Below are 18,589 nucleotides of genomic sequence, written 5' to 3'. Positions count from 1 at the left end.
CTCCCCCCCTACCTGCTCAGGAGTCCCCTCATGTCCTCGCGCACTCCGTCCCCTCCTCCGACGCGTTCCGAACGCCTCGCCCGGTCACCGGTCGTCCGACGCGGTGGCCAGTGGTGGCTGGTCACCGGTTCCGGATCGGTCCTCGCCACCGATCCGACGTTCACCAGCGAACTGGACCGCTTCGCCGACGCGATGACCGCCGCCGACCAAGCCGTCGCCGGCCTCCGCTCGCAGCAGGACGATCCGCCGGCTCCCCGCCCCGGGCGGCGGCGATGAACCCGCTGCTGAGTGCCGAGCAGGCGGTGCTCGGCTCGGTGCTGCTCGATCCCGGCCAGCTCGCGCACCTGGACTGGCTGGCGCCGGATCACTTCTACCGGCCCATCCACCAGGCGCTGTTCGCCGCCTTGCGCAAGCTCCGGACCGAGAACCATCCCGCCGTGGCGACCGGAGAACGCGTGCCGCTGTCCTGGGTGACGGACGCCGTCGCCGAGGCCAGTCACCACGTCCGAGGGCTGACTGCCGTGTATCCCCACATCCTGATCTCGGCCTGCCCGCGACCCGAGCACGCCCCGGTGTACGGCCGGATGGTGCTGGAGGGAGCGATCCACCGCAGCGTGACCGCGCACGCGATCCGCCTTCACCAGGCAGCCCGCGCCGATGCTCTCCAAGGTGAGGTGGAAGGAGCGCTGCACCATGCGGACGTCCTGGCCGGGGTGCTCGAAGACCTCGCGCGCCGCTGGGGGGCCGAACCGCGCCCGGTAGCCCCGGCGACACCGCCGCCCACAGCTCCCGTCGCGCCGCAGCCGGTACGAGCGGAACAGGTCGCCGAGGACGAGCAGATCCTGCTGGCGGTCCTGGTCGAGCGGCCGAAGGCGATGGACGAAGTCGTCGGCTGGCTGCGACCCGGCGACTTCGCCGACCCCGCCTACGGCCAGCTCTACCGCTGCCTGGGAGCGCTGCACCACCGCGGCGAACCCATCGACCGGATCACCGTGCTGTGGGAAGCCCAGCGGCGCGGTCTGCTGGCCGACGGCACGCTGACCACCGAACAGCTCACCGCCATCTACGACGGCGTCGGCCCCGGCAGCGCCGAATGGCTCGGCGAGCAGATCGTGCGTTCCTCCGTCGCCCGTACGGCCGCCGCCTCCGCCCGCGCCATCCGCGCCCTGGCCGAGAACGAGACCCTGGCCCCTGGACGGCTCATCAGCCACGCCCTGCACGCGCTCGGGCCGCTCGACGAAGTGCGTGCCCGCTGGCAAGCCGCGAACGGCCACCCCGCTCCGGCGCCGCCGCCCGCGCCACCGACAGAGGGACCCCCGACCGCGCAGGTCCACGCCGCCCTCGCCCGCAGCACGGCGCGACCGGCCGCACGGCCCTCGGAACGCCCAAGCCTTGCCTCCACATCATCAGCCGCACGACCGCCCTCGCGCACCCACGGCTGAGCCGTCCTCCGCTCTCACCCGCTCACAAACCAACCCAGCCCATCCGACCGTCCCCACCTTGGAGCGCCCCATGGACAACACCCCGCTCTCCGACGCCCTGGCTCTGCGCGCCACGGCCTCCGCCTTCGACACCCAGCGCGGCAAGATGCCGATGCCGGGAGACCCCCACCGCACACCCGACGTCGCCGCCGTCGCACGCCAGATCTCCGAGCTCGGAAAGCTGGTCACCGATCTGGGCGACGAGGTCCTCTTCCGCGCCGCCGACCAGGACCATGCGCCCCACACCGCTCGCGTGATCACCAGCTTCGCCGCCGCCGTCGAGCCCGCGGGCGAAGCGGCTTCCGCCCTGGGAGCGGTGGCCCACCAGCTCGCCTTCCTGAACCAGACCGAGAGCCTGCGCGACCAGCCCGACGCCAGGGATGCCCGGGAGGCAGCAGTACGGGTGATCGAGGAAGCACTCGCCACCGCCGACGCGGCCCTGCACGACGGGGCCAACTCCCTGCACGCCGCATCGGCAACGGTCTCTCCCCCGTCCGCACGGCTCCAGGCCGCCCGCAGCCGGTCCGCGACCACGGCGCGTTCTCCGGGGCCCCCGCCGCCCAACGTCACCACGGCCCCGGTTGCCCCCTCGGACCGAATCGCACGTGGCCGGTGACATGGAACCCACCACCGCGCGAACGCCGTTGATCGGCTCGCTCTGCTCGGGTTACGGCGGTCTGGACCTCGGGGTCCAGACCGCGCTCGGCGGCACCGTGGCCTGGCACGCCGAGATCAACCCCGACGCAGCGCGCATCCTGGCCCGCCACTGGCCCGGCGTGCCCAATCTGCGGGACATCGCTGCCGTCGACTGGGCCGATGTTCCTCGGGTGTGCGTCCTGACGGCCGGCTTCCCCTGTCAAAGACGTCTCCGTCGCCGGCCGCCGCTCCGGACTCAACCCCCACACCCGCTCGGGGCTGTGGCTGCACGTCGCCCGTGCGGTCGAAGCCCTCCGCCCCTGCTTGGTGGTGATCGAGAATGTCCGAGGCCTCCTCACCTCGCCCGCCGGTTCCCCTGGCGACGTGGAATTCTGCCCGTGGTGTCTGGGAGACGACCCAACCCAGCCTCCTGTGCGGGCACTTGGTGCCGTACTCGGCTCCCTGGCCGATCTCCGGTACGACGCGAGGTGGCTCGTGCTTCGTGCCTCCGACGTCGGAGCCCCCCACCGTCGCGAGCGCACCTTCCTCACCGCCTGGCCCGCCGAGCACCCTGCTCAAGACCCCGACGAGCAACATCGGCAAGAACGGCGGCTCCCAGCACCCCGCGAAGAGGAAGAGCGGCGGCCACGGCCCCAACCTGGCCGACGAGGTCGAGTGGCTGCTGCCCACGCCGAAGGCGTCGGACGGGATCAAGGGCTCGCCGAACCAGCGGCCCGGCAACGGGAACATGACGCTGCCGAGCGCGGCAGCATCGCTGCTGCCCACCCCGAGGGCGAGCGACACCGGCACCCCGGGCCGCCGTCCGGGCAAGGGCTGGCGCCCGCCCCTGTCAGCGGCAGTCCTGCCGCTGTGGGCGGAGGCGGCCACGGAAGCGGAGGTACCGACGGGCGATGGGGAGCGTACGCCTCCGCCATCGCCCGATGGGAGAACCTCACCCGCCCCGCGCCGCCGCCCACCGACGCCGCCGGACGCCTGCGCGCCCACTTCGTGGAGTGGATGCAGGGCCTGCCTCCTGGCTGGGTGACCGCAACTCCGGGACTCGGCCGACCGGCTCAGCTCACCGCCCTCGGCAACGGCGTGGTCCCCCAACAGGCCGCCCGCGCCGTGCAGTTGCTGGCACCGCCCTTCCCGCGCTGCCCCCGCTGCACCGCGCCGTAGCGCCCCACTACCCGGTTTCCCCGGCCGCGCCAAATCGCGGAAGCCCCGCATCCTCCTGCCCATGCCTACCTGCGAAGGGAGCACCGCCGTGACCTCCAGAAGAGCGCGCCGCACCTCGCCCCCGCCCTGCTCGCTCACTCCCTTGGATCCGCCATGTCCGACCCCAGCAAGGCCACCCCCGAGCCCGAGCCGTTCCGCGTTCCCGACGGCGACCTCGACGATCTCGCCAGCACCCTCGCCAAGACCATGGCGGAGGTACGCCAGCACGGCGTCATCCTGGACCGCCTCGGCTCCGAGCCCGTCCCCACCCATCAGCCCACCGCGGCCACCTCCACCGCAGGCGCTGCCGACGCCGACAAGGCCGCCGCCCCGGCCTCGGTGTTCATCCTCGCCCTGGGCGGCGAGGCGTACGCCGTCGAGCTGGCCGCGCTCAGCGACTGGGTGAACCACCTGTTCCTGCCCGTCTACGGACGGGAGATCAGCACCACCCGACCGTGGTGCGACCAGTGGCACGAGCACCCCGAGGCCGTTGCCCGGCTGCACGCGCTCTGGCTCGCGTGGCAGCAGCTCACCGACGCCGAGGCCGGCCTCTCCGGTCCCTCGACGTGGCACCGCGACCACCTCGACCAGGCCCTGGTTCATCTCCGTGCCCCCGACGGCCCCTTCGCCGCATGCACAACGAGCCCGACCCGGCCCAACCACCGCGTGCTGGCCACCCCGGCGCCCGAGCTGACGGGAGCCACCCCGTGACCGCCGAACCCGACTTCCGCCTCGCCGACTTCGAGCCTGCCGACGCCGCCTCCGAACTCGCCGAGAGCAGCATCTGCGCCGGAGACCTGACCGTGCTGGCCGAGCACCACACCACCCCGGAGGGGACACACAGCTACCTCGTCGCCCACGACAGGTCGATGACCTGGGGCGTCCCCGGTGATCCGGCGCTCGTCGCCATCAAGATCACGCGGGACCCGCGCGAGCGCACGTTCACCTTCGAGACCGCGAACCACGCCAGCCTGCCGTTCGCCCAGAACTGGCTGATCGAGCGCGGCTGCCCGCCCGAGCGGATCACCCAGGCCAAGGGGGACTTCCTGAAGCCCGCCGACGATCTCACCCTCTGGGTCGAGCGGCAGATCCGGGAGTCAGGCTCCCGCTACGAGGTCCTCGACAGCTGGACCTCGGACTACGCCCCGTCCGAGACGTGGACGTTGACCCGTGACTCCAGCGCCGCCCAGGCACCGATTCGCGTCTTCCTCGAAGAGGGAAACCCCGACGCCCACACATACACGATGCGCGAGGGCGCCTTCGCCGACGAGGCCGCCGCCCGGCACTGGCTGGAGCACCGCGGCAGTCCGCTGCCGCAGCCTCCGGACTACCGCGGTGAGGCCGCCGCCCGGCTGGCCCGCGCCGCCCTCACCCGGTCATCGGGTGCCTCCGCGATCCCGAAAGCCGACCTCGACACGGGCAGCGCGCGGTCGGCAGGAACGGGTCAGCGTCCGAAGTCTCGGAGGCCGATGTGAGCCGCGCCCGCTTCGCCTTCGCCGCCCATCCGGACGCCATCGCGGACCTGCGCCAACTCCCCGACGAGATCCGCGACCTGGCGCTGCTGGAACTGCAGAACCTGGTCCACGGCAGCGACGACTGCCTGCCGCTGACCGGCCGCCTCGCGGGCTTCCACAAGGTCTACGTCGACCCGGCCGTCTCCTACCGGATGGTCATCCAGTTCCGCCCGGCCCCGCCCACCTCGACCCACAAGCGCGAGATCTACCTCGTCGCGGCCGGTGCACGGGAGGACTACGCGGTCTACCGCACGGCCCAGCGCCGCACCAACCGGACCGGCCTCAACCGGCAGGAGGGCACCGACGCGGCGGCCGAGGCCCGAGTCCAGGCGGCCCGGTCCTGGTCTCCCCACGTGATCGACCCGACCGCGTCCCTCCCGGCCACCGCACCGGCGGCAGCCAGCCCCGCCGCCCCGGCCGCCTCCCGAAAGGCCTCCATGCGATGACCGCCGACCGTGCGTCCCTCGACCGCACCGAACTGGCCGGGCTGCTCACCGACGCCGCGCGGAGCGTCTCGGAGGTCCTGACGACCGAGTACCCCACCTCCGCCGGTCGCTCCTACCTGCATCCCGTCCTCGGAGCGCTGTCCGTCGGCCCCCGGGTTGTCCGCGAACTGAACGACCGGCTCGAAGAGTTCGTCGTCGAGGAGCCGCTGCCTTCCACCCCCGCCGGTCTGTTCACCCTGGCGTCCTACGCTTCCGCGCTCGGCTGGCTCACCGAGTCCCTCGCCGAGCTGACCGCCTCCGTCGACCAGATCTGCACGCGCGTCGGCATCCCCGCCGAGCCGCCGGACCCGGCCTTCGCCGCGCCCTCGCCAACGAACCAGGACGACGAGTTCGACTTCGCGTTCAGCGCGCTGGAGTTGGCCGCCATCCGCACAGCCGCCAAGGCTGCCGACCTCAGCCCCGGCGACTACGTCGAGGTGCTCTCGCGGTCCCTGCTCGCCGCCTCCCGGATCACCGACGCCTGCATGGAGATCTCCAGCGGCCTGCTCGAAGACGCCGCGTACGTCCTCGGCGAAGCAACCGATCACGTCCGAATCGGCGAGGGCCCCGACAGCCTGCCCACCCTGGTGCGCTCCCTGCTCGCCCGGATGGACGCTGCCGAATGAACCCCCACGACAGGGCGAAGCGGCCCGGTGCGCTGGTCACCGAGGAGTTCGGCGTCGAAGACCCCTGGGCGCTGAGCGACGACCATCCACCCCGCGACCCGCGTTCCCTCACCGGCCCGACCGCCAAGCCCTCCCGCTCCCGCTGAAATCCCCAGGAGGAAGACCCCATGTCCACCGTGAACTACACCCGCCACCTGGTCGAGCACCGGTACGGCCGCCCGCTGGAGGACCTCCAGCGCCACAGCGCGCATGGCGGTTCGGGAGATCCCGTTCTGCCCATCGTGCTGCGGCGGCTCGACGGCCTGGCCACGACGAACGCCCATGCCCGTGCCGCCCGCCGCAATCTCGACGCGGCCTGGCAGCGCTGCCGCTCCGGCGAACACGCCCTCGACGACCTCGTGCTGCGGTACGCGGCTGAAGTCGTGGACCTCGAACGCCGCGAGCAGTCGGAAGCCGAGGCAGTCTGGGACCTGCTGGACGTCCGCCTCCTCCTGGACCAGCCTGCCGCCCGCCGGCCTTCGACCGCCCGGCGAACCGGCCCCGCGCCGGGCGATGAGGACCTCATAGCCGTAGCCCGCCAGGTCGCCGCCCGTCTGCCCCGGCTCAACCGCGAAGCCCTACGCCAAGGCCTACGCGCCCGCGGCATCCACGTCAGCAACCGCCGCCTCGGCACGGTGCTCCAGCGTCTCCGCGCCGAGCGCGACCCTCACTGACCCGCGCCCCGCAGCCCGATTCCCTCGTCGTCATAACGGAGTTACCGCCATGTCCGCCCCCGCACAACCCGCAACCTCCCAGATCGGCTTCGTCGACGCCCAACGCGTCGAGGACGCACTGTCCCTCATAGCGCCGAAGTGGACCACTTGGTCGGCACAGACCCTGGCCCAGCATGGCGGCCCCATGCGTGTGCGTGATGTCGCCGCCCGCCTCCCCTTCGTCACCGAGCAGTTCGTCGGCAAGCGGCTGGCCCAGATGCACGATGACGGGCTGGTGACCCGAGCCGGTGATCGCCGCGGTGCCCCGTACCAGCTCAGTGGGTTCGGCGACGCACTGTCCCCGGTATACCGTGCGCTGTCCGACTGGTCCCACATGCACCTGTCGCTCGGCAAGGTGGCCGGTGCCGAGCGCGTCGAGGACGCCGTGCGCCGGCTGCACCTTCGCCACTCGACCGCCGTGATCCAGGTCCTCGACGCGGGCGGGCCCATGCGGCTCGTCCGCATCGCCGAACAGGCAGGACTGGACAACAGCTTCACCCGGCAGCGCCTGATCCGGCTTCAGCTCGACGGCCTGGTCACCCGCACCGGGCCGCGCCACGGCGATCCGTACGTCCTGACCGCAGCCGGGCGGGCGCTGGGCCCTGTCTACGCAGCCGTCGAGCACTGGAGCAACCCCGCCGCCGCACCGCGTCCCGCCCCTGTCCGGGTCGCGGCGGCCACGCGCACCCTCACGGGCATCCCGCCGGGGTCGGACGGCATCCGTACCTCAGCGGCCCTGCGGCGGAGCACCGCCGCGCCCAGCTCCCTGTTCAGCCATGCCCCGCAGCCACAACCGCGGGTGCCGGTGGCCGTGGCCGCTCAGTCGGCCTCCTCCCGGGGCCGGTGATCCGGGTGGCACTGAGAGCCAGCCGCTTCACGCCGTTGCCACGGCGCCCCCGTGCAGTCCAGCCGTTCGTTCCTCTGCACACGCGGGCGCGTTCCCCTCCTACACCTCGGAGTCCCGACCATGAACACCCAGCCCTACGACCAGCATCCCTATCAAGAGGTACTGGTCAGCCCCATGTACCTGGCCGGCTCCAACGGGACCGGGGACGCTGGCTTCGCCCCTGTCAGTCACTGGCCGCACCACTATCTCGACGAGGGCCCCTGCCAGCTCCTCGTCACCTCGCCCGACCAGCGAATACGGATCGGCTGGTTCGGCGACGACTTCGAACTGTGGAAGATCACCGCCGCCGAGGACGCCGTCTCCGCACCCCGCTGGACGGCAACCTTCAACCACGTCACCCCGGCCGAGATCGTCGCCGGGCTCACCAGCGCTCTGGCCCGCGACTACGCCGAAGCCGAGGCCACCGAAGGCAACGCGCGCTTCTTGACGAGCCCGTCGTTGTACTGGGCTGCTGCCGTGCGGCCGCTGACCAATGCCGGCTGGACCCGCGACGGGGCGGCCGAGCGCGGCACTGTCGAGATCATCGCCCCCGACGGACAAGCAGGCGTCCTGATCGACAACCGCCTCTCTGACTGGGACGACGAAACCGTCAGGCTGTGGGCCGGTCCTCCGGGTTGGAGCACGCGCGCGGAAGCGGTCTTCACAGCCCGCACCCCGACCCACCTGGTCGCGGCGACCGCAGCCGCCATGTCGGACTCAGCCCCGGCGATTCGTCAGCGGCACCAGATCAACCGCAAGGTGGAGCACCTGGTCACACTGGCCCCGGTCGGCCAAGCCGCCGATCCTCAGATCTCTCGTGCTCCGACCCCACTCGACGTGCGCCGCACCGCTGTCGCCCAGGCCGTCCACCGCGCCGCACGCGCCCCGCAGACAGCAGCCGACCTCCGCGTGGTGGCCGCTCGCAGTCGCACCGCGACTTCGGCACAGAATCTGTCGGGCAACCTCGCACACGCAGCGGCGGCCAGGCCGCCAGCCAGCCCGTCAGCCCCACGGCACAGCCGCTGAGTCCCGCCCCCAGCCCCTCCGAGACGTCGCCTCTGACCGAAGCAGCACCTCCGAATACCGGGAGTTCCGCCATGCCCGACGCCACCGCACTCGACCAGGCCGACGCGATGATCGAGAAAGCCTGGGGCCGCCCCATCGAGGCGCTGGAAACCCTCGCGGTTCGCCGCCCCGTCGAGGATCCGCTCCTGCGCTCGGCAATGCATATCCGTTCGAGCCTCGTCGTCTCGAACAACGCGGTCGCCGTCCACCAGGACCGCCTGCACGCCCTCACCCGGCCCGATCATGTGCCGGCCTTCCACGACCTGGAGCGGATCACCAGCTCGGCGGTGGACCTGCGCGTCGCGCAGGCCGAAAGCCGCATAGCCCTGCAGGCGATCAGCCACGTGATCGAGGCCCGCGAAGCCGCCGTGACCACGGACCGGGCACCGTCGCTCAGCCTGGCCCAGGCCGCTGTCGCCCGCTCCGCGCACGCGCCGCGTACCCTGGGCCAACCACCGGACCAGCCCGCCCCGTCGGCCGCTGTCCGCCCCACGGTGGCCACGACCGGGCCCGGACGGTAACCGGTCAGCGGGAGTCTTCGTCGCGATGGGCCGCGCCGAACCAGGAGTCCATCGCGCGGGCCAGCTCCACCAACGTCAGCTCGACGCGCCGCCCGTCCGCGATCCGACGCTCCACCACGGCTTCCCCGCCACGCAGCCTCCGGGCCTGGATGCCCACGGCCCACTGCCCGTCGGCCACCATCGCTATGTCGCCCACCGTCCACGGCCGCCCGGCACCACGGATCTTGCGCTCCAGCCCGGCACCGTCCCAGTGTGTGCTCGACCCCGCCACGGCCTGCCCCTTCTGCTCTGTACGGCCCTGCGCCGCAACCCGGTTACGACAACCGGTCGCGCCGATCCATTCCCCGGCCCGCAGGCCTCCTCCCCCCTCGGCGGCCAGTTCGCCCACGGCAGACCTCACCTTCCCGGAAACGACTACGTACTTCGGCACACCGCATGTCAACGTACGGACCTCGGGAAAACCCGCAGGTCAACGAAGGGACGCCCACTCGTGAACGCTTCCAGCACCCTCCTGCCAGCCGTCGTCCGCCCCGCCGTGGAGGAACGCGCCTGGCTCTCCAGCGACCACTGCGCGAGCCCGGTACTCGAACTGCTCGGCGGGCTCGGCTGGGCGATAGTCGACACCCCGGAAGCCAACGTGCACTGCACCAGCCCGGACGGCCGCGTCTACGTCAGCTGGCTCCCCGAGGACACCACCGCCTGGAAGAGCGGCATCGTCTGGCAGGTCCGGGTCCACCCCTCCGACGCCAAGCCCTGGATCCAGGAGTTCGGCGTCGACACCCCCTCCGAGGCCGTGGCCGGGTTCCTCGCCACGCTCATCGCAAGCCGCTGAACCGCCCAGCAGCCGGTCATGCGCGACCAACTCTGCTTCGACGCCCCTGACGCTCTATCACCACACCGATTCACCCTCGATCCCGGAGGCTCCCCGTTGCCCCAGCACCTGACCGTCGGCCACCTGCTCCGCCAACTTCAGGACCTCGACCCCGACCTGCCAATTCGCCTGGCCGTCAACCCCGACTGGCCCTTCGCCCACTACCTCGGCACCGACGTCGTCGTGGGCGACGGCATGGCGTTCATCGCCGAAAACGGCCAAGAGGGCTACCTCCCGGCATCGGTCCGCAACGCCCTCGCCTGGGCCTGACCCGCCGTACGAACCTGTCCAGGAGGCCCCGATCTCACCGCGACACCGCCCTTCCACCGCCCACCCTCTGCACGCCCTCGCCGTGCGGCCCATGCCGCCGGGAGCGAGCGGCGCACTGGTCCAGCGCGTCTCCGCCCTCCCGGAGGGACCGCTCGACGTCTCCTGGATCCCGGCGGACACCCATGAACTCCCGCTCGGCCGTATCCGTCTGCACTGGGAGCCCGCCTCCCGCGCGGGCTGGGACGTCACCGCCCACCTAGGCCTGGCCACCACCGAGGTCCTCCTCGCCTCCTGGCCCGCCGCCCCCGACGACTGGCCACGCCTGGTCCGCCCCACCATCCACGAGGTGACCGGCCTGTGCGCCGCCCTCGCCGTCGCCACCAGCGCCCTGGACCTCTCCAACCGCCTCGCCGAGGTCTGACCGCCACCCGCAGAAGGCCGCCCCCGCCCACAGCAGGGGCGGCCTCCGCCGTACACCCGTCCGGATGGTGCGTACGCTCATCACCGGCGAGCGAGTAGACAGGACGGCCAACGACCAACGGCCTGGGGTATCCGGAGGTGCCGCCCACCTGGGCATCCGCGTCCGGGCAGCCCGCAGCCGCAAGAGCCGGTGCAGTCTGCCGGAGCCCGACGTCAACAGCGTGCCGGACCGGCTGCGCCGGAGGCACGCCATCTTCCGGGACTGGCAGCCGGTCAACCGGGGGGCCACAGCGACCTGCACGGCACCGCCCGACCCGACGGCACGGCATCCGGCTGACCGGCAGTCGGTCCCACCCATAGTCTGCGGCCATGACGACCGACTCGCCGATGCCGTCCCCGCCGTTCCCCTCGCCAGACAGCGCCGTGCTCCGGCTGATTGTCGGCAACGCCATCGCCTCGGTCCGCAGCGGCGAAGCCTCGGTAGAGGAGGCGATCCTCCACGCAGCCGTCCACGGCTGGTACGAGGGCCATGTCCAGGGCGAAGACGAGTGCCCCGGCTGCGACTTCCGGGGCGAGCTGCCCAAGCACAGCAACCGCGGTTGAGCGCGGCTAGATTCCGGAGCCGACAGCTCGGCCAAGCGTTCGCGCCACCCGCCGCACCAGTGTGGTCGGCTTCAGGTTCCGTTCCACCCTGAGCAGGTAGCTGACCGGAGAGCCAGCGAGCTGAGCGTCGCGGGCCTCCGCCGTGGCCTGGCGCAGGGTCGCGGCGGCGATCGCGAGACTTCCTCCGGCGATCGGCACGTTGCCTGCCCAGCCGCTCGCCGCCGCGGCGAGGGCGGGCACTTCGAACTTGTAGTTCAGCGCGCTGTAGAAGGTTTTGAGGTTGAGGCCGCTCATAGCCTTCCGCAGGTCCTCAAGTGGCTGGGCGATGCTCTCGGCGAATGTCATCCGGAGGTGGTGTTCGAAGGCTGCGCGGTCTTCGATGCCGCCCACCTGCTCCCGCAGGTCTGCCGCAGCCTTGTCGACTGCTTGCCTGAAGGCACTGAATTCTGCCTTGTAGTCGTTCCGCAGTTGGATGATCTTCGCCACCGGCACCGAGCGCAGGCCGTCCGGGAGGACGCACTGCACGGCCATCAGCCCGAGTCGTGTTGTCTCGTCGGAGCTTGCCGGTCGGGGCGGCTCACCCAACATGGCGGCAGCGATCCGGTCGCTGTCCCAGCCGTCGGTGGCACTGTGGGCCTCGACCTGGTCGGTGATCGGCGCGTAGCGCGTACGGCGGGCCAGCTCCTCGGTGAGCACGCACTTGTAGATCCAGGCCAGGACCGGGTCCATGGCCAGCCACGTCACGTCCGAGGATCTGGCGATGCGCGACCGCATGGCCGGCACGGCGAGACCGGCACCGCGTAGGGCGTCGGCGAGCCCTGGGTCTACCTCGTTCGGGTAGAGGCCGGCGAGGGGGCGTTCGTCGCGCGGGAGCGTTCGCTGGTCGTCAGGCGAGGTCGGCTCGGCGTTGATGATGCGCTGTCCCATCAACAGCGCGGGCCGGTTCCCCTGTTGCGTGTGGAAGGGTCGGGTGTCGGCCGTTGCCAGAAAGCGCTGCCTCAGTTCGGTGCCGTGGTCCTCGACCGCCTTCAGGAACGCTGGGGCGACAGCGGCTGCCGCCTCCCTGGGGTCCACGTCGGTGAGGAAGTTGTCCAGCCCGTCGCGCAGGGATTTGACCAGGTCCGGGTCGTTGACACGAAATCCGCGTGGTACGACTCGGGCCAGACCCGGCCAGTAGAGGGCGGCGGCCTTGATCCACTGCTCCTTGCGGAAGTGCACGTACGGGTAGTAGAGGCCGATCCGCTGCACTGCTGCCCTTTCACCGCGTCATGTCGGCCTCACCGGATGCGTCCGGGGGCCGACAGCATGCTACGCAAGCAGTGTTCGCTGCTGGTTCAGGGAGCGGAACCGCGCTGCCCTACTCCAGGTAGGTGCCGGCGAACGCGCCGTCGAAGCCGAGTGCGATCAGGCCCTGTCCGACGCTGGGGTACGTCGTCCCGTCCGGGATGGCGATCATGGCGTCGAAGTCGGCGCGGCTGATCTCGGGCTCGAGCCACTGGTTGCCGCAGCGGCAGCGGACCCAGACATTGCGGCCGTGGTTGATGAGCAGCCAGTCGCGCCGGGCCCGGCAGGCCGAGCACAGCACGGCGATGCCGCGCAGGGACAGCACCGGCGGGTGGCTGAGGCATCGCGTCGTTCCGGGTCCGCTGGGCGGCTGCGTCTCGTACTGGAGTTGCAGCAGGGGATCACTTCCGGCGGGGGCGGCGGGCAGGACGGGGGCCGTCTCTACGTGGTTGTCGGTCGTTCTGAGCACGAGCGTCGTCTCCCGGTCGAGGGCCTTCTCTTCATCCGTAACAGCCGGTGGAGCGGGTTGTCCAGGTGTTTCGCGCAGTCCGGCAGGATGGTGGCGGGCTTGCCGGACTGCTGGTCAGCGACGCGGCGGGCGGCTGTGCGGGTCCGGTGCGGCGGGCCTCGGCGAGGCCGGGGGCGCGGTCCGGACGCTGGCCGGGTTGGCGGGAGGCGTGGCGCGACCGGTGCCGGCCTGCGGGCGTCGAGTGGCTTCGCCCGGGTGGGCGGGGAGCTGGGCGAGGCGGCGCAGTCGCCAGACCAGGACGTCGTTCACGTCCTCGGCCGTGTCGAGTTCGCGCATGGCGATGGCCTCCTGCAGGAGGGCCTTCGGGTCGTGGCCTGCCTGCTCGGCCTGGGCCAGGGTGGCGGCCAGGGCGTCGTTCTTCGTGCTCGTGCGGGGTCGGGTGCGGTTCTCGGGCAGGGCGGCGCGGATGGTGGTCTCGTAGGTGCGGCGCTGGGCTTCGGGCAAGGCTCGGCCCTGGTCGCGCAGGGCCTGCATGGGTGCGGCGGCGGCATGGCGGTAGGCGGCGCGAAGGTGCTCGGCGGCCTGTCGGGAGGCTTCGGCCTGCTGGGCGTGACCGCGTGCGGAGTGCCAGCGTGCTGCGGCTAGCGCCACGAGGACGAGGGTGGAGACGAGCATGGCGGTGGTGCCGCCGTCTTCTCCTCGTCCGAGCGCGCCGCCGGCCTGGATGATGCCCCGGGCCGCCGAGCGGATCGCCCGGGTGTCGGCGCGTTCGGCTCGGACGTGGCTGCGGGTGGCGCGTTCGAAGGAGCGGGCGGCGGCGCCGAGTTCGGCGCGGGTGGCGGCCGGGGAGGTCTGGGCGACGGCGTCCAGGAGTTCGCCGACTCCGACGAGTTGGGCTGCGGCTTCGTCGTCGTCGCTGTCCAGGAGAACTGCGGCGCGCTCGGCGATCCCGGTCGCGGTGCGTCGCCCCCGTGCGGACGGCGACCAGTCCAAGCGGACGCTGTCGGCTTCCAGCAGCGGGCCCGTCTCGGGGGTTCCGTCGGCAAGGCGGCGCTGGATCCTGGGATAGGAGAGGTCGGGGGCTAGGGTCGAGCCCGCGAACCAGACCGGCTCGCGATCACGGTTGCGGTCTCCGGGCAGCGCGACCGTGTAGCCGAGGACGTCGCCGGAGGGGGCGTGCCGGAGCTTGACGCGCAGGCCCGCCTCGCGAAGGCGGGTGAAGAACTCGGCTTCGCTGGCTGCTCCGGCGACGGCCTGGCGGACGGCTTCGCGTAGTGTCTCGCGCGGTGTCTCGGGTCGGCCGGTCCGCTCGGCTTTGAAGCGCTCGGCGCTGGTGGGCGTCTTGGCTCCGGTGCCGTCGCCGGGCTTGAGCCGCCGCAGGCCCATCTCCTGTTCGATGCAACGGCATTCGGCCTGGGCCTTCTTGAAGTCGTAGTTCATCCTCGGGCGGCGCAGGTCGCCTCGGACCATGGTGGCGAGGATGTGGATGTGGTCGTCGGCGTGGCGCACCGCGACCCAGCGGCAGCCGTCGGGATCGCCTTCGGGGGCGAGGTTGACGGCGTGGACCAGGCGGCGGGCGACGGTGTTCCACTCGTCGTCGGTCAGGGTCCGGTCGCCGGGGTCGGTGCGGACCGAGCAGTGCCAGACGTGCTGGGTCGGCGCCTTGTCGCCAGCCTGCTTGACCCGCAGGTCCAGGGCGGCGGCGAGCCGGGCGAGGGTGACCTTGGGGTCGGGGTCGGGGCTGGTGTCGCGACCGGGGTCGGGGGCGAAGCCGTCCCAACTGCCGACGAGGTGGGGGTCGGTGTGCTCGTCGCGCTTGCCGGGGCCGTACAGGTAGACGAGCAGGCCATGGGTGCGCGAGCCGCGTCGGATCTTGGGGACCATCAGAGGCGCTTCTTCACCAGGGTGTCTGCCGCGTCGTCCACGCGGGTCAGGACGCGGTTCACGGTCGTCAGGGCGCGGTCGAGTTCGCCGGGGAGGGGCTGTCCTCCGGCGTTGTAGACGAAGGCGATCTGGTTGATGTTGTTGCCGACACGGGAGATGGCGGTGCGCAGGGCGGCCAGTTCGTCGATGGCGGCGTCGAGCTGTTCGTTGGTGTGCACGGTGGTCGAACCGCGGGCGACGGCGAGGCCGGCGGCGGCGAGGAAACGGGCGACGGTGACGGCGCGCTGCTTGGCGGCGGCAGTGATCTCGCTCTTCTCGGTGTCGGACAGGCGGGTGGTCGTCTTGTGGGTGCGCTGGCTCGGGTTGCGGGTGCGTCGGCGCGGCTTGCGGTCGGGGAACGCGGGTTGGCTCGGGCTCTGCTGCTCGCGCGGGGCGCGGTCGTCTGCTTCTCCTCCCACGACCGGCGCCCCCTGGTGCCGGGAGTCCGGCTGGTCACCGTGCGCCCTCGCTCGGGGACCAGCCGGACTTCCCCCGCTCCCCTGGGCGGGGGCAAGTGCGTACGACGGGCCGTAGGACCGTCGTATGCGACAACTTGCTCCGCCTGGAGCCGAGTTGGGGTCACGCTGCGGTCCGGACGTGGTGGCCGCCGGGTCGTTGGCGGTCACCGGCCAGTCTCGGCGTCCTGCTGGTGGATGTCGCGGACGATGTCCTCGATCCAGTCCATGGCCAGGACCGGGTGGTGCAGGGTCCAGAGGCGGCTGTGTCGGCACCGTTGCACGGTCCAGGTGTTGTCGGGACCGGATTCGGCGCGGTGGAGGTGGCCGCGCTGGTGCAGGACAGTCAGCCAGGTGTCCACCTCGGCGGGTGTCGCGGGTTTCGTGCGCATGGCGATGCTCTCCGGTTCACGGGAGGACGTCGTGGGACGGGCTGTCCGGGGCGGGTGACCGGCCGAGGTGTCCGGCTCGGTCACCGCCCCATGGGGTGTGCGGTCAGTTCCGGGGGGTGGTGACCGACTGGCCGTGCTGCTGACGCAGCTGGACCATCAGGGCGGTCAGCGTGTCGCTGGAGAGCGGGATCTGCTGACCGCGGATCGCCTGGGCGACCACCTTGCGGGTCAGCTTGTCCTCGGCCCTGACCGCCGACCGGGCGATCTCCAGCAGCTCCTCGGTGTCCGGGTCAGGCCGCCGGCCACCGGTTGCCCGGGGGGTGCCGTCAGTGACCGGTGGCGGAGTGACCGGCCGGTCAGTCGCCGACGGGAGGTTGTCCGGGTGACCGTTGACCGGCTCGGTGACGGTCTGTCGGTCACTGACCGCCGGGGTGGTGTCCGACTGTCCACCCAGGTCAGCAGCCTTGGGCTCCTTGTCACGCTGGCTGCTGATCGGGCTGCCGCTGTCCGCCGGGGCGCTGTCCCCGGCCAGTGTCGGGGCAGCCGGGGTCTGCTTGTCCAGGGACGGACGGGGCCGGTCGGTCAGGGCGGTGGCCGGCTGTCCGGCGCTGACCTGACCGGGCGGCGGCTGCTGGCGGCCGGCCCGGTCAGTCCGAGTGACCGGGAGACGCTCGGGCTGACCGGGGTGACCGGCCTGAGCGAGGTCATCGCGGTCACTTCGGTCGCTGGCCTTGACCGCCCCCCGGGCGATGAGGATGTACAGGTGCACCGCTCCGGCCAGGGCCAGCGGGGCGATGGTGGACAGCACCGCGACCACCGTGTCTCCGAGCCGCAGCCCGGTGGCCGATGTGTTCTCTTCGTTCAGCCTGACCGCGTGCAACGCGTTGGCCCAGATGCTGGCGGCGGTGGCCGTGCCGAAGAGCGTCCAGACGTAGAGCCGGGCGCGCAGCGGTGCGTCGCGCAGGACCAGCAGAGCACGGATGCCGTACGCGATGAACCCGTCGATCACCAGAGGGAAGAGGTAGGTCAGCAGACCCCGGACGTGGATGGCGACGGCCATCTGCTGCAGGGCGTCGTACGACAGGGCGCATCCCGCACCACCGAGGGCGATGACGACCGCGCGGTCCCACCTGGTGACATGCGCCGTGCTCGGCGCGCTCGCGATGGTCACGCCGCCGTCCCGAAGTCGTCGCGGCCCAGCTGCTTGCCGTCGGTCTCAGGGGGTGGAGTGTTCTGCGTGGTCTGCTCCAGGTCTCGGTTGCGCAGGGCTCGGCGGGTCTCGCGGTAGAGCTTCTGGGCGTGCTCCTCGCTGATCTTCAGGAGCCAGGCCAGGCGCTGTTCGGTGAGGCCGTGGCGGTAGGCGGCACGGACGACCGCGCGGCGCTCGGCCTTGGTGAGGTGGACGTCGCGCCCGGCGACAGTGGCGTTGACCCGGCTGTAGTCGAGGCGGCCGGCGAGGTTCTCGTGCAGCGGCTCGCGCTCCTCCTCGGTCATCCCGCCCCGTATGCCGTGGGTGTCGCCGCCTTCCAGGGCGGCGTCCAGGCAGGTGCGGCGGACCGGGCACTGGCCGCACAGCGACTTCGCTGCGGCGATCTTGGCGGTCTCGTCGGGCTCGGGGAAGAACGTGTCGGGGTCCACCGGGTTGTACTCGGTGCTCTGGCAGACGGCCTGGTCCTGCCAGGTGTGGTCACCGAGCGACCGGTGGCGGGCAGGGCTGATCGTCGTGGTGGTCATGCGGGTTGCTCCGATCGCTCTCCGCGCGCAGGGGCGTCGGCGGAGGGGTGCGCTGGGTCGGGAGGTGCATGGGGCGGCGCGCTGGAGGCGCGGCCCGGCGGTACGGCCGGCGGCGGGTCAGGCGGGGCGGTGGCGTCTGCGGTCGACCGGCTCGAACTCGACCCGGGTGGTCATCTGCGCGAGTCGGGAGGTGACGCGGTCGCCGAGGTAGGCCCGGAGGTCCTTGATCGCCAGGTTGGTGGTGATCAGCGTCGGGAGCATGTGGTTGTACCGGCGGTTGATCAGCCGGTACGTCACTTCCTCGACCCACTCGGACGCCTTGGCCGCGCCGAGGTCGTCGATGATCAGCAGCGGGCACCGGCTGACGGCCGCCAGCTCCCGCTCGCTGTCCACCCCGGGGCGAGGGCGCAGGTCGGCGTACAGGTCAGCGGCCGTGGTCGCGCGCCACCGCACGCCCACCCCGGCCCGCACCAGCTGTCGGACCGCCCCGTACGCCTGGTGTGTCTTGCCCGCGCCGACCACCCCGGCCATCAGCAGACTCGGGCCGGTGGCGACCTGCCGCCGGGCTCCCAGGCTGGGCGCGACGGCCTGCTGGGCGACGTCCCGGACCCAGTCCAGGACCTGCGGATGGTCGGCGACCGCGCCCTGGTAGCGCGGGGGCATCGCGGCCAGCAGAGCGTCCAGCGGGGAGAAGGACTCGGGCTCGTCGACCAGGGCGGCGACGGCTGCCGGGTCGATGTTGCGGGCGGCCAGGATCCGGGCCATCCGGTCCAGGGTGCCTGCGCCGCCGAGAGTCTGCGGGTCGCGGGTACGGGTGCGCATCACAGCTCCTCGGCGTAGGCGGCGGCAGCGTCGACCGGGTTGGTCCACGCCTGGTGAGCGGGCACGTTAGGGCCTGTATTGAGTCGTGATCATTGAGCGGTTCGAGTGAGGTCCTTGATCCAGATCATGGAGGCGCGGAGGTGGAGTCCGGCGAGGTAGCTC

Annotated in this window: 26 protein-coding genes and 2 pseudogenes; 19 read left to right on the top strand and 9 right to left on the bottom strand. The window is 72.0% G+C overall.

Features of this window, described 5'->3' with window-relative positions; genetic code table 11:
* Window positions 1-30 precede the first annotated feature (30 nt).
* The 15 genes and pseudogenes from ACFV9M_RS34955 (at window position 31) to ACFV9M_RS34885 (ending at window position 9,184) form a co-directional block, all read left to right on the top strand.
* Window positions 31-276: a hypothetical protein gene (locus ACFV9M_RS34955; protein ID WP_385072260.1), complete on the top strand. Its 246-nt coding sequence runs from the start codon at window positions 31-33 to the stop codon at window positions 274-276.
* The gene (locus ACFV9M_RS34950) at window positions 273-1,442 is read left to right on the top strand and encodes a DnaB-like helicase N-terminal domain-containing protein (protein ID WP_385072257.1); all 1,170 of its coding nucleotides are present in this window, start codon (window positions 273-275) and stop codon (window positions 1,440-1,442) included. The genes ACFV9M_RS34955 and ACFV9M_RS34950 overlap by 4 nt, the downstream gene beginning before the upstream one ends.
* A gap of 70 nt (window positions 1,443-1,512) precedes the next feature.
* Complete coding sequence (locus ACFV9M_RS34945) at window positions 1,513-2,097, top strand: hypothetical protein (protein WP_385072254.1); 585 nt, start codon at window positions 1,513-1,515, stop codon at window positions 2,095-2,097.
* 1 nt (window position 2,098) lies between these two features.
* A pseudogene (locus ACFV9M_RS34940) lies at window positions 2,099-2,281 on the top strand (DNA methyltransferase); the annotation flags it as partial.
* 115 nt (window positions 2,282-2,396) lie between these two features.
* Window positions 2,397-2,684 (top strand): annotated as a pseudogene (locus tag ACFV9M_RS34935) (DNA cytosine methyltransferase); the annotation flags it as partial.
* 303 nt (window positions 2,685-2,987) lie between these two features.
* Entirely contained in the window at window positions 2,988-3,296 is a 309-nt protein-coding gene (locus ACFV9M_RS34930) for a hypothetical protein (protein WP_385072251.1), read from the top strand.
* A gap of 153 nt (window positions 3,297-3,449) precedes the next feature.
* Window positions 3,450-4,046, top strand: coding sequence for a DUF4913 domain-containing protein (locus tag ACFV9M_RS34925; RefSeq protein ID WP_385072247.1), 597 nt, complete (start codon window positions 3,450-3,452; stop codon window positions 4,044-4,046).
* Window positions 4,043-4,810 (top strand): glycosyl hydrolase, encoded by a 768-nt coding sequence (locus ACFV9M_RS34920; protein WP_385072244.1) that lies wholly within the window; start codon window positions 4,043-4,045, stop codon window positions 4,808-4,810. The genes ACFV9M_RS34925 and ACFV9M_RS34920 overlap by 4 nt, the downstream gene beginning before the upstream one ends.
* Window positions 4,807-5,295 (top strand): hypothetical protein, encoded by a 489-nt coding sequence (locus ACFV9M_RS34915; protein ID WP_385072241.1) that lies wholly within the window; start codon window positions 4,807-4,809, stop codon window positions 5,293-5,295. The genes ACFV9M_RS34920 and ACFV9M_RS34915 overlap by 4 nt, the downstream gene beginning before the upstream one ends.
* Window positions 5,292-5,960: a hypothetical protein gene (locus ACFV9M_RS34910; RefSeq protein WP_385072238.1), complete on the top strand. Its 669-nt coding sequence runs from the start codon at window positions 5,292-5,294 to the stop codon at window positions 5,958-5,960. The genes ACFV9M_RS34915 and ACFV9M_RS34910 overlap by 4 nt, the downstream gene beginning before the upstream one ends.
* Window positions 5,957-6,106: a hypothetical protein gene (locus ACFV9M_RS34905; RefSeq protein ID WP_385072235.1), complete on the top strand. Its 150-nt coding sequence runs from the start codon at window positions 5,957-5,959 to the stop codon at window positions 6,104-6,106. Before ACFV9M_RS34910 ends, ACFV9M_RS34905 begins: the two co-directional genes overlap by 4 nt.
* 21 nt (window positions 6,107-6,127) lie before the next feature.
* Window positions 6,128-6,673, top strand: coding sequence for a hypothetical protein (locus tag ACFV9M_RS34900; RefSeq protein WP_385072232.1), 546 nt, complete (start codon window positions 6,128-6,130; stop codon window positions 6,671-6,673).
* Between the two features lie 49 nt (window positions 6,674-6,722).
* Window positions 6,723-7,559 carry a winged helix-turn-helix transcriptional regulator gene (locus tag ACFV9M_RS34895; protein ID WP_385072230.1) on the top strand — a complete coding sequence of 279 codons (837 nt, stop codon included), beginning with the start codon at window positions 6,723-6,725 and terminating at the stop codon, window positions 7,557-7,559.
* Window positions 7,560-7,679: 120 nt separating this feature from the next.
* A complete protein-coding gene (locus ACFV9M_RS34890; RefSeq protein WP_385072228.1) occupies window positions 7,680-8,624 on the top strand; it encodes a DUF317 domain-containing protein in 945 nt (314 codons plus the stop codon).
* Between the two features lie 71 nt (window positions 8,625-8,695).
* Complete coding sequence (locus ACFV9M_RS34885; RefSeq protein ID WP_306503090.1) at window positions 8,696-9,184, top strand: hypothetical protein; 489 nt, start codon at window positions 8,696-8,698, stop codon at window positions 9,182-9,184.
* 4 nt (window positions 9,185-9,188) lie between these two features.
* Here the strand turns inward: ACFV9M_RS34885 and ACFV9M_RS34880 are convergent, their stop codons facing one another.
* Window positions 9,189-9,572: a hypothetical protein gene (locus ACFV9M_RS34880; RefSeq protein ID WP_385072225.1), complete on the bottom strand. Its 384-nt coding sequence runs from the start codon at window positions 9,570-9,572 to the stop codon at window positions 9,189-9,191.
* A 102-nt stretch (window positions 9,573-9,674) separates the two neighbouring features.
* On the opposite strand from ACFV9M_RS34880, the gene ACFV9M_RS34875 reads away from it, so the two are divergent.
* The 4 genes from ACFV9M_RS34875 to ACFV9M_RS34860 all read left to right on the top strand — a co-directional run bounded on the left by ACFV9M_RS34875 (window position 9,675) and on the right by ACFV9M_RS34860 (window position 11,348).
* Window positions 9,675-10,016: a DUF317 domain-containing protein gene (locus ACFV9M_RS34875; protein WP_385072222.1), complete on the top strand. Its 342-nt coding sequence runs from the start codon at window positions 9,675-9,677 to the stop codon at window positions 10,014-10,016.
* Window positions 10,017-10,112: 96 nt separating this feature from the next.
* Window positions 10,113-10,325, top strand: a complete 213-nt coding sequence (locus ACFV9M_RS34870) for a hypothetical protein (RefSeq protein WP_385072220.1) — start codon at window positions 10,113-10,115, stop codon at window positions 10,323-10,325.
* A gap of 91 nt (window positions 10,326-10,416) precedes the next feature.
* On the top strand, window positions 10,417-10,746 hold the full coding sequence (locus tag ACFV9M_RS34865) for an esterase (RefSeq protein WP_385072217.1): 330 nt from the start codon (window positions 10,417-10,419) through the stop codon (window positions 10,744-10,746).
* Between the two features lie 368 nt (window positions 10,747-11,114).
* Entirely contained in the window at window positions 11,115-11,348 is a 234-nt protein-coding gene (locus tag ACFV9M_RS34860; protein WP_099964086.1) for a hypothetical protein, read from the top strand.
* Between the two features lie 6 nt (window positions 11,349-11,354).
* Here ACFV9M_RS34860 and ACFV9M_RS34855 read toward each other — a convergent pair whose 3' ends face one another.
* The 8 genes from ACFV9M_RS34855 to ACFV9M_RS34820 all read right to left on the bottom strand — a co-directional run bounded on the left by ACFV9M_RS34855 (window position 11,355) and on the right by ACFV9M_RS34820 (window position 18,427).
* Entirely contained in the window at window positions 11,355-12,596 is a 1,242-nt protein-coding gene (locus ACFV9M_RS34855) for a DUF6236 family protein (protein WP_385072214.1), read from the bottom strand.
* Window positions 12,597-12,705: 109 nt separating this feature from the next.
* Window positions 12,706-13,101: a hypothetical protein gene (locus ACFV9M_RS34850; RefSeq protein ID WP_385072211.1), complete on the bottom strand. Its 396-nt coding sequence runs from the start codon at window positions 13,099-13,101 to the stop codon at window positions 12,706-12,708.
* 114 nt (window positions 13,102-13,215) lie between these two features.
* A complete protein-coding gene (locus ACFV9M_RS34845; RefSeq protein WP_385072208.1) occupies window positions 13,216-14,985 on the bottom strand; it encodes a relaxase/mobilization nuclease domain-containing protein in 1,770 nt (589 codons plus the stop codon).
* The gene (locus ACFV9M_RS34840; RefSeq protein WP_330348757.1) at window positions 14,985-15,443 is read right to left on the bottom strand and encodes a plasmid mobilization protein; all 459 of its coding nucleotides are present in this window, start codon (window positions 15,441-15,443) and stop codon (window positions 14,985-14,987) included. The genes ACFV9M_RS34845 and ACFV9M_RS34840 overlap by 1 nt, the downstream gene beginning before the upstream one ends.
* A gap of 203 nt (window positions 15,444-15,646) precedes the next feature.
* Window positions 15,647-15,871, bottom strand: a complete 225-nt coding sequence (locus ACFV9M_RS34835; RefSeq protein WP_385072204.1) for a hypothetical protein — start codon at window positions 15,869-15,871, stop codon at window positions 15,647-15,649.
* Window positions 15,872-15,974: 103 nt separating this feature from the next.
* Window positions 15,975-17,042 carry a DUF2637 domain-containing protein gene (locus ACFV9M_RS34830; protein WP_385072201.1) on the bottom strand — a complete coding sequence of 356 codons (1,068 nt, stop codon included), beginning with the start codon at window positions 17,040-17,042 and terminating at the stop codon, window positions 15,975-15,977.
* The gene (locus tag ACFV9M_RS34825) at window positions 17,039-17,605 is read right to left on the bottom strand and encodes a WhiB family transcriptional regulator (protein WP_385072199.1); all 567 of its coding nucleotides are present in this window, start codon (window positions 17,603-17,605) and stop codon (window positions 17,039-17,041) included. The genes ACFV9M_RS34830 and ACFV9M_RS34825 overlap by 4 nt, the downstream gene beginning before the upstream one ends.
* 117 nt (window positions 17,606-17,722) lie before the next feature.
* Window positions 17,723-18,427, bottom strand: coding sequence for an ATP-binding protein (locus ACFV9M_RS34820; RefSeq protein WP_385072197.1), 705 nt, complete (start codon window positions 18,425-18,427; stop codon window positions 17,723-17,725).
* Between the last annotated feature and the right edge of the window lie 162 nt (window positions 18,428-18,589).

Origin of the sequence: Streptomyces sp. NPDC059895, from assembly GCF_042731035.1 — a bacterium.
In the GTDB taxonomy this organism is placed as follows: domain Bacteria; phylum Actinomycetota; class Actinomycetes; order Streptomycetales; family Streptomycetaceae; genus Streptomyces.
This window is presented reverse-complemented; position numbering and strand designations above follow the sequence as displayed.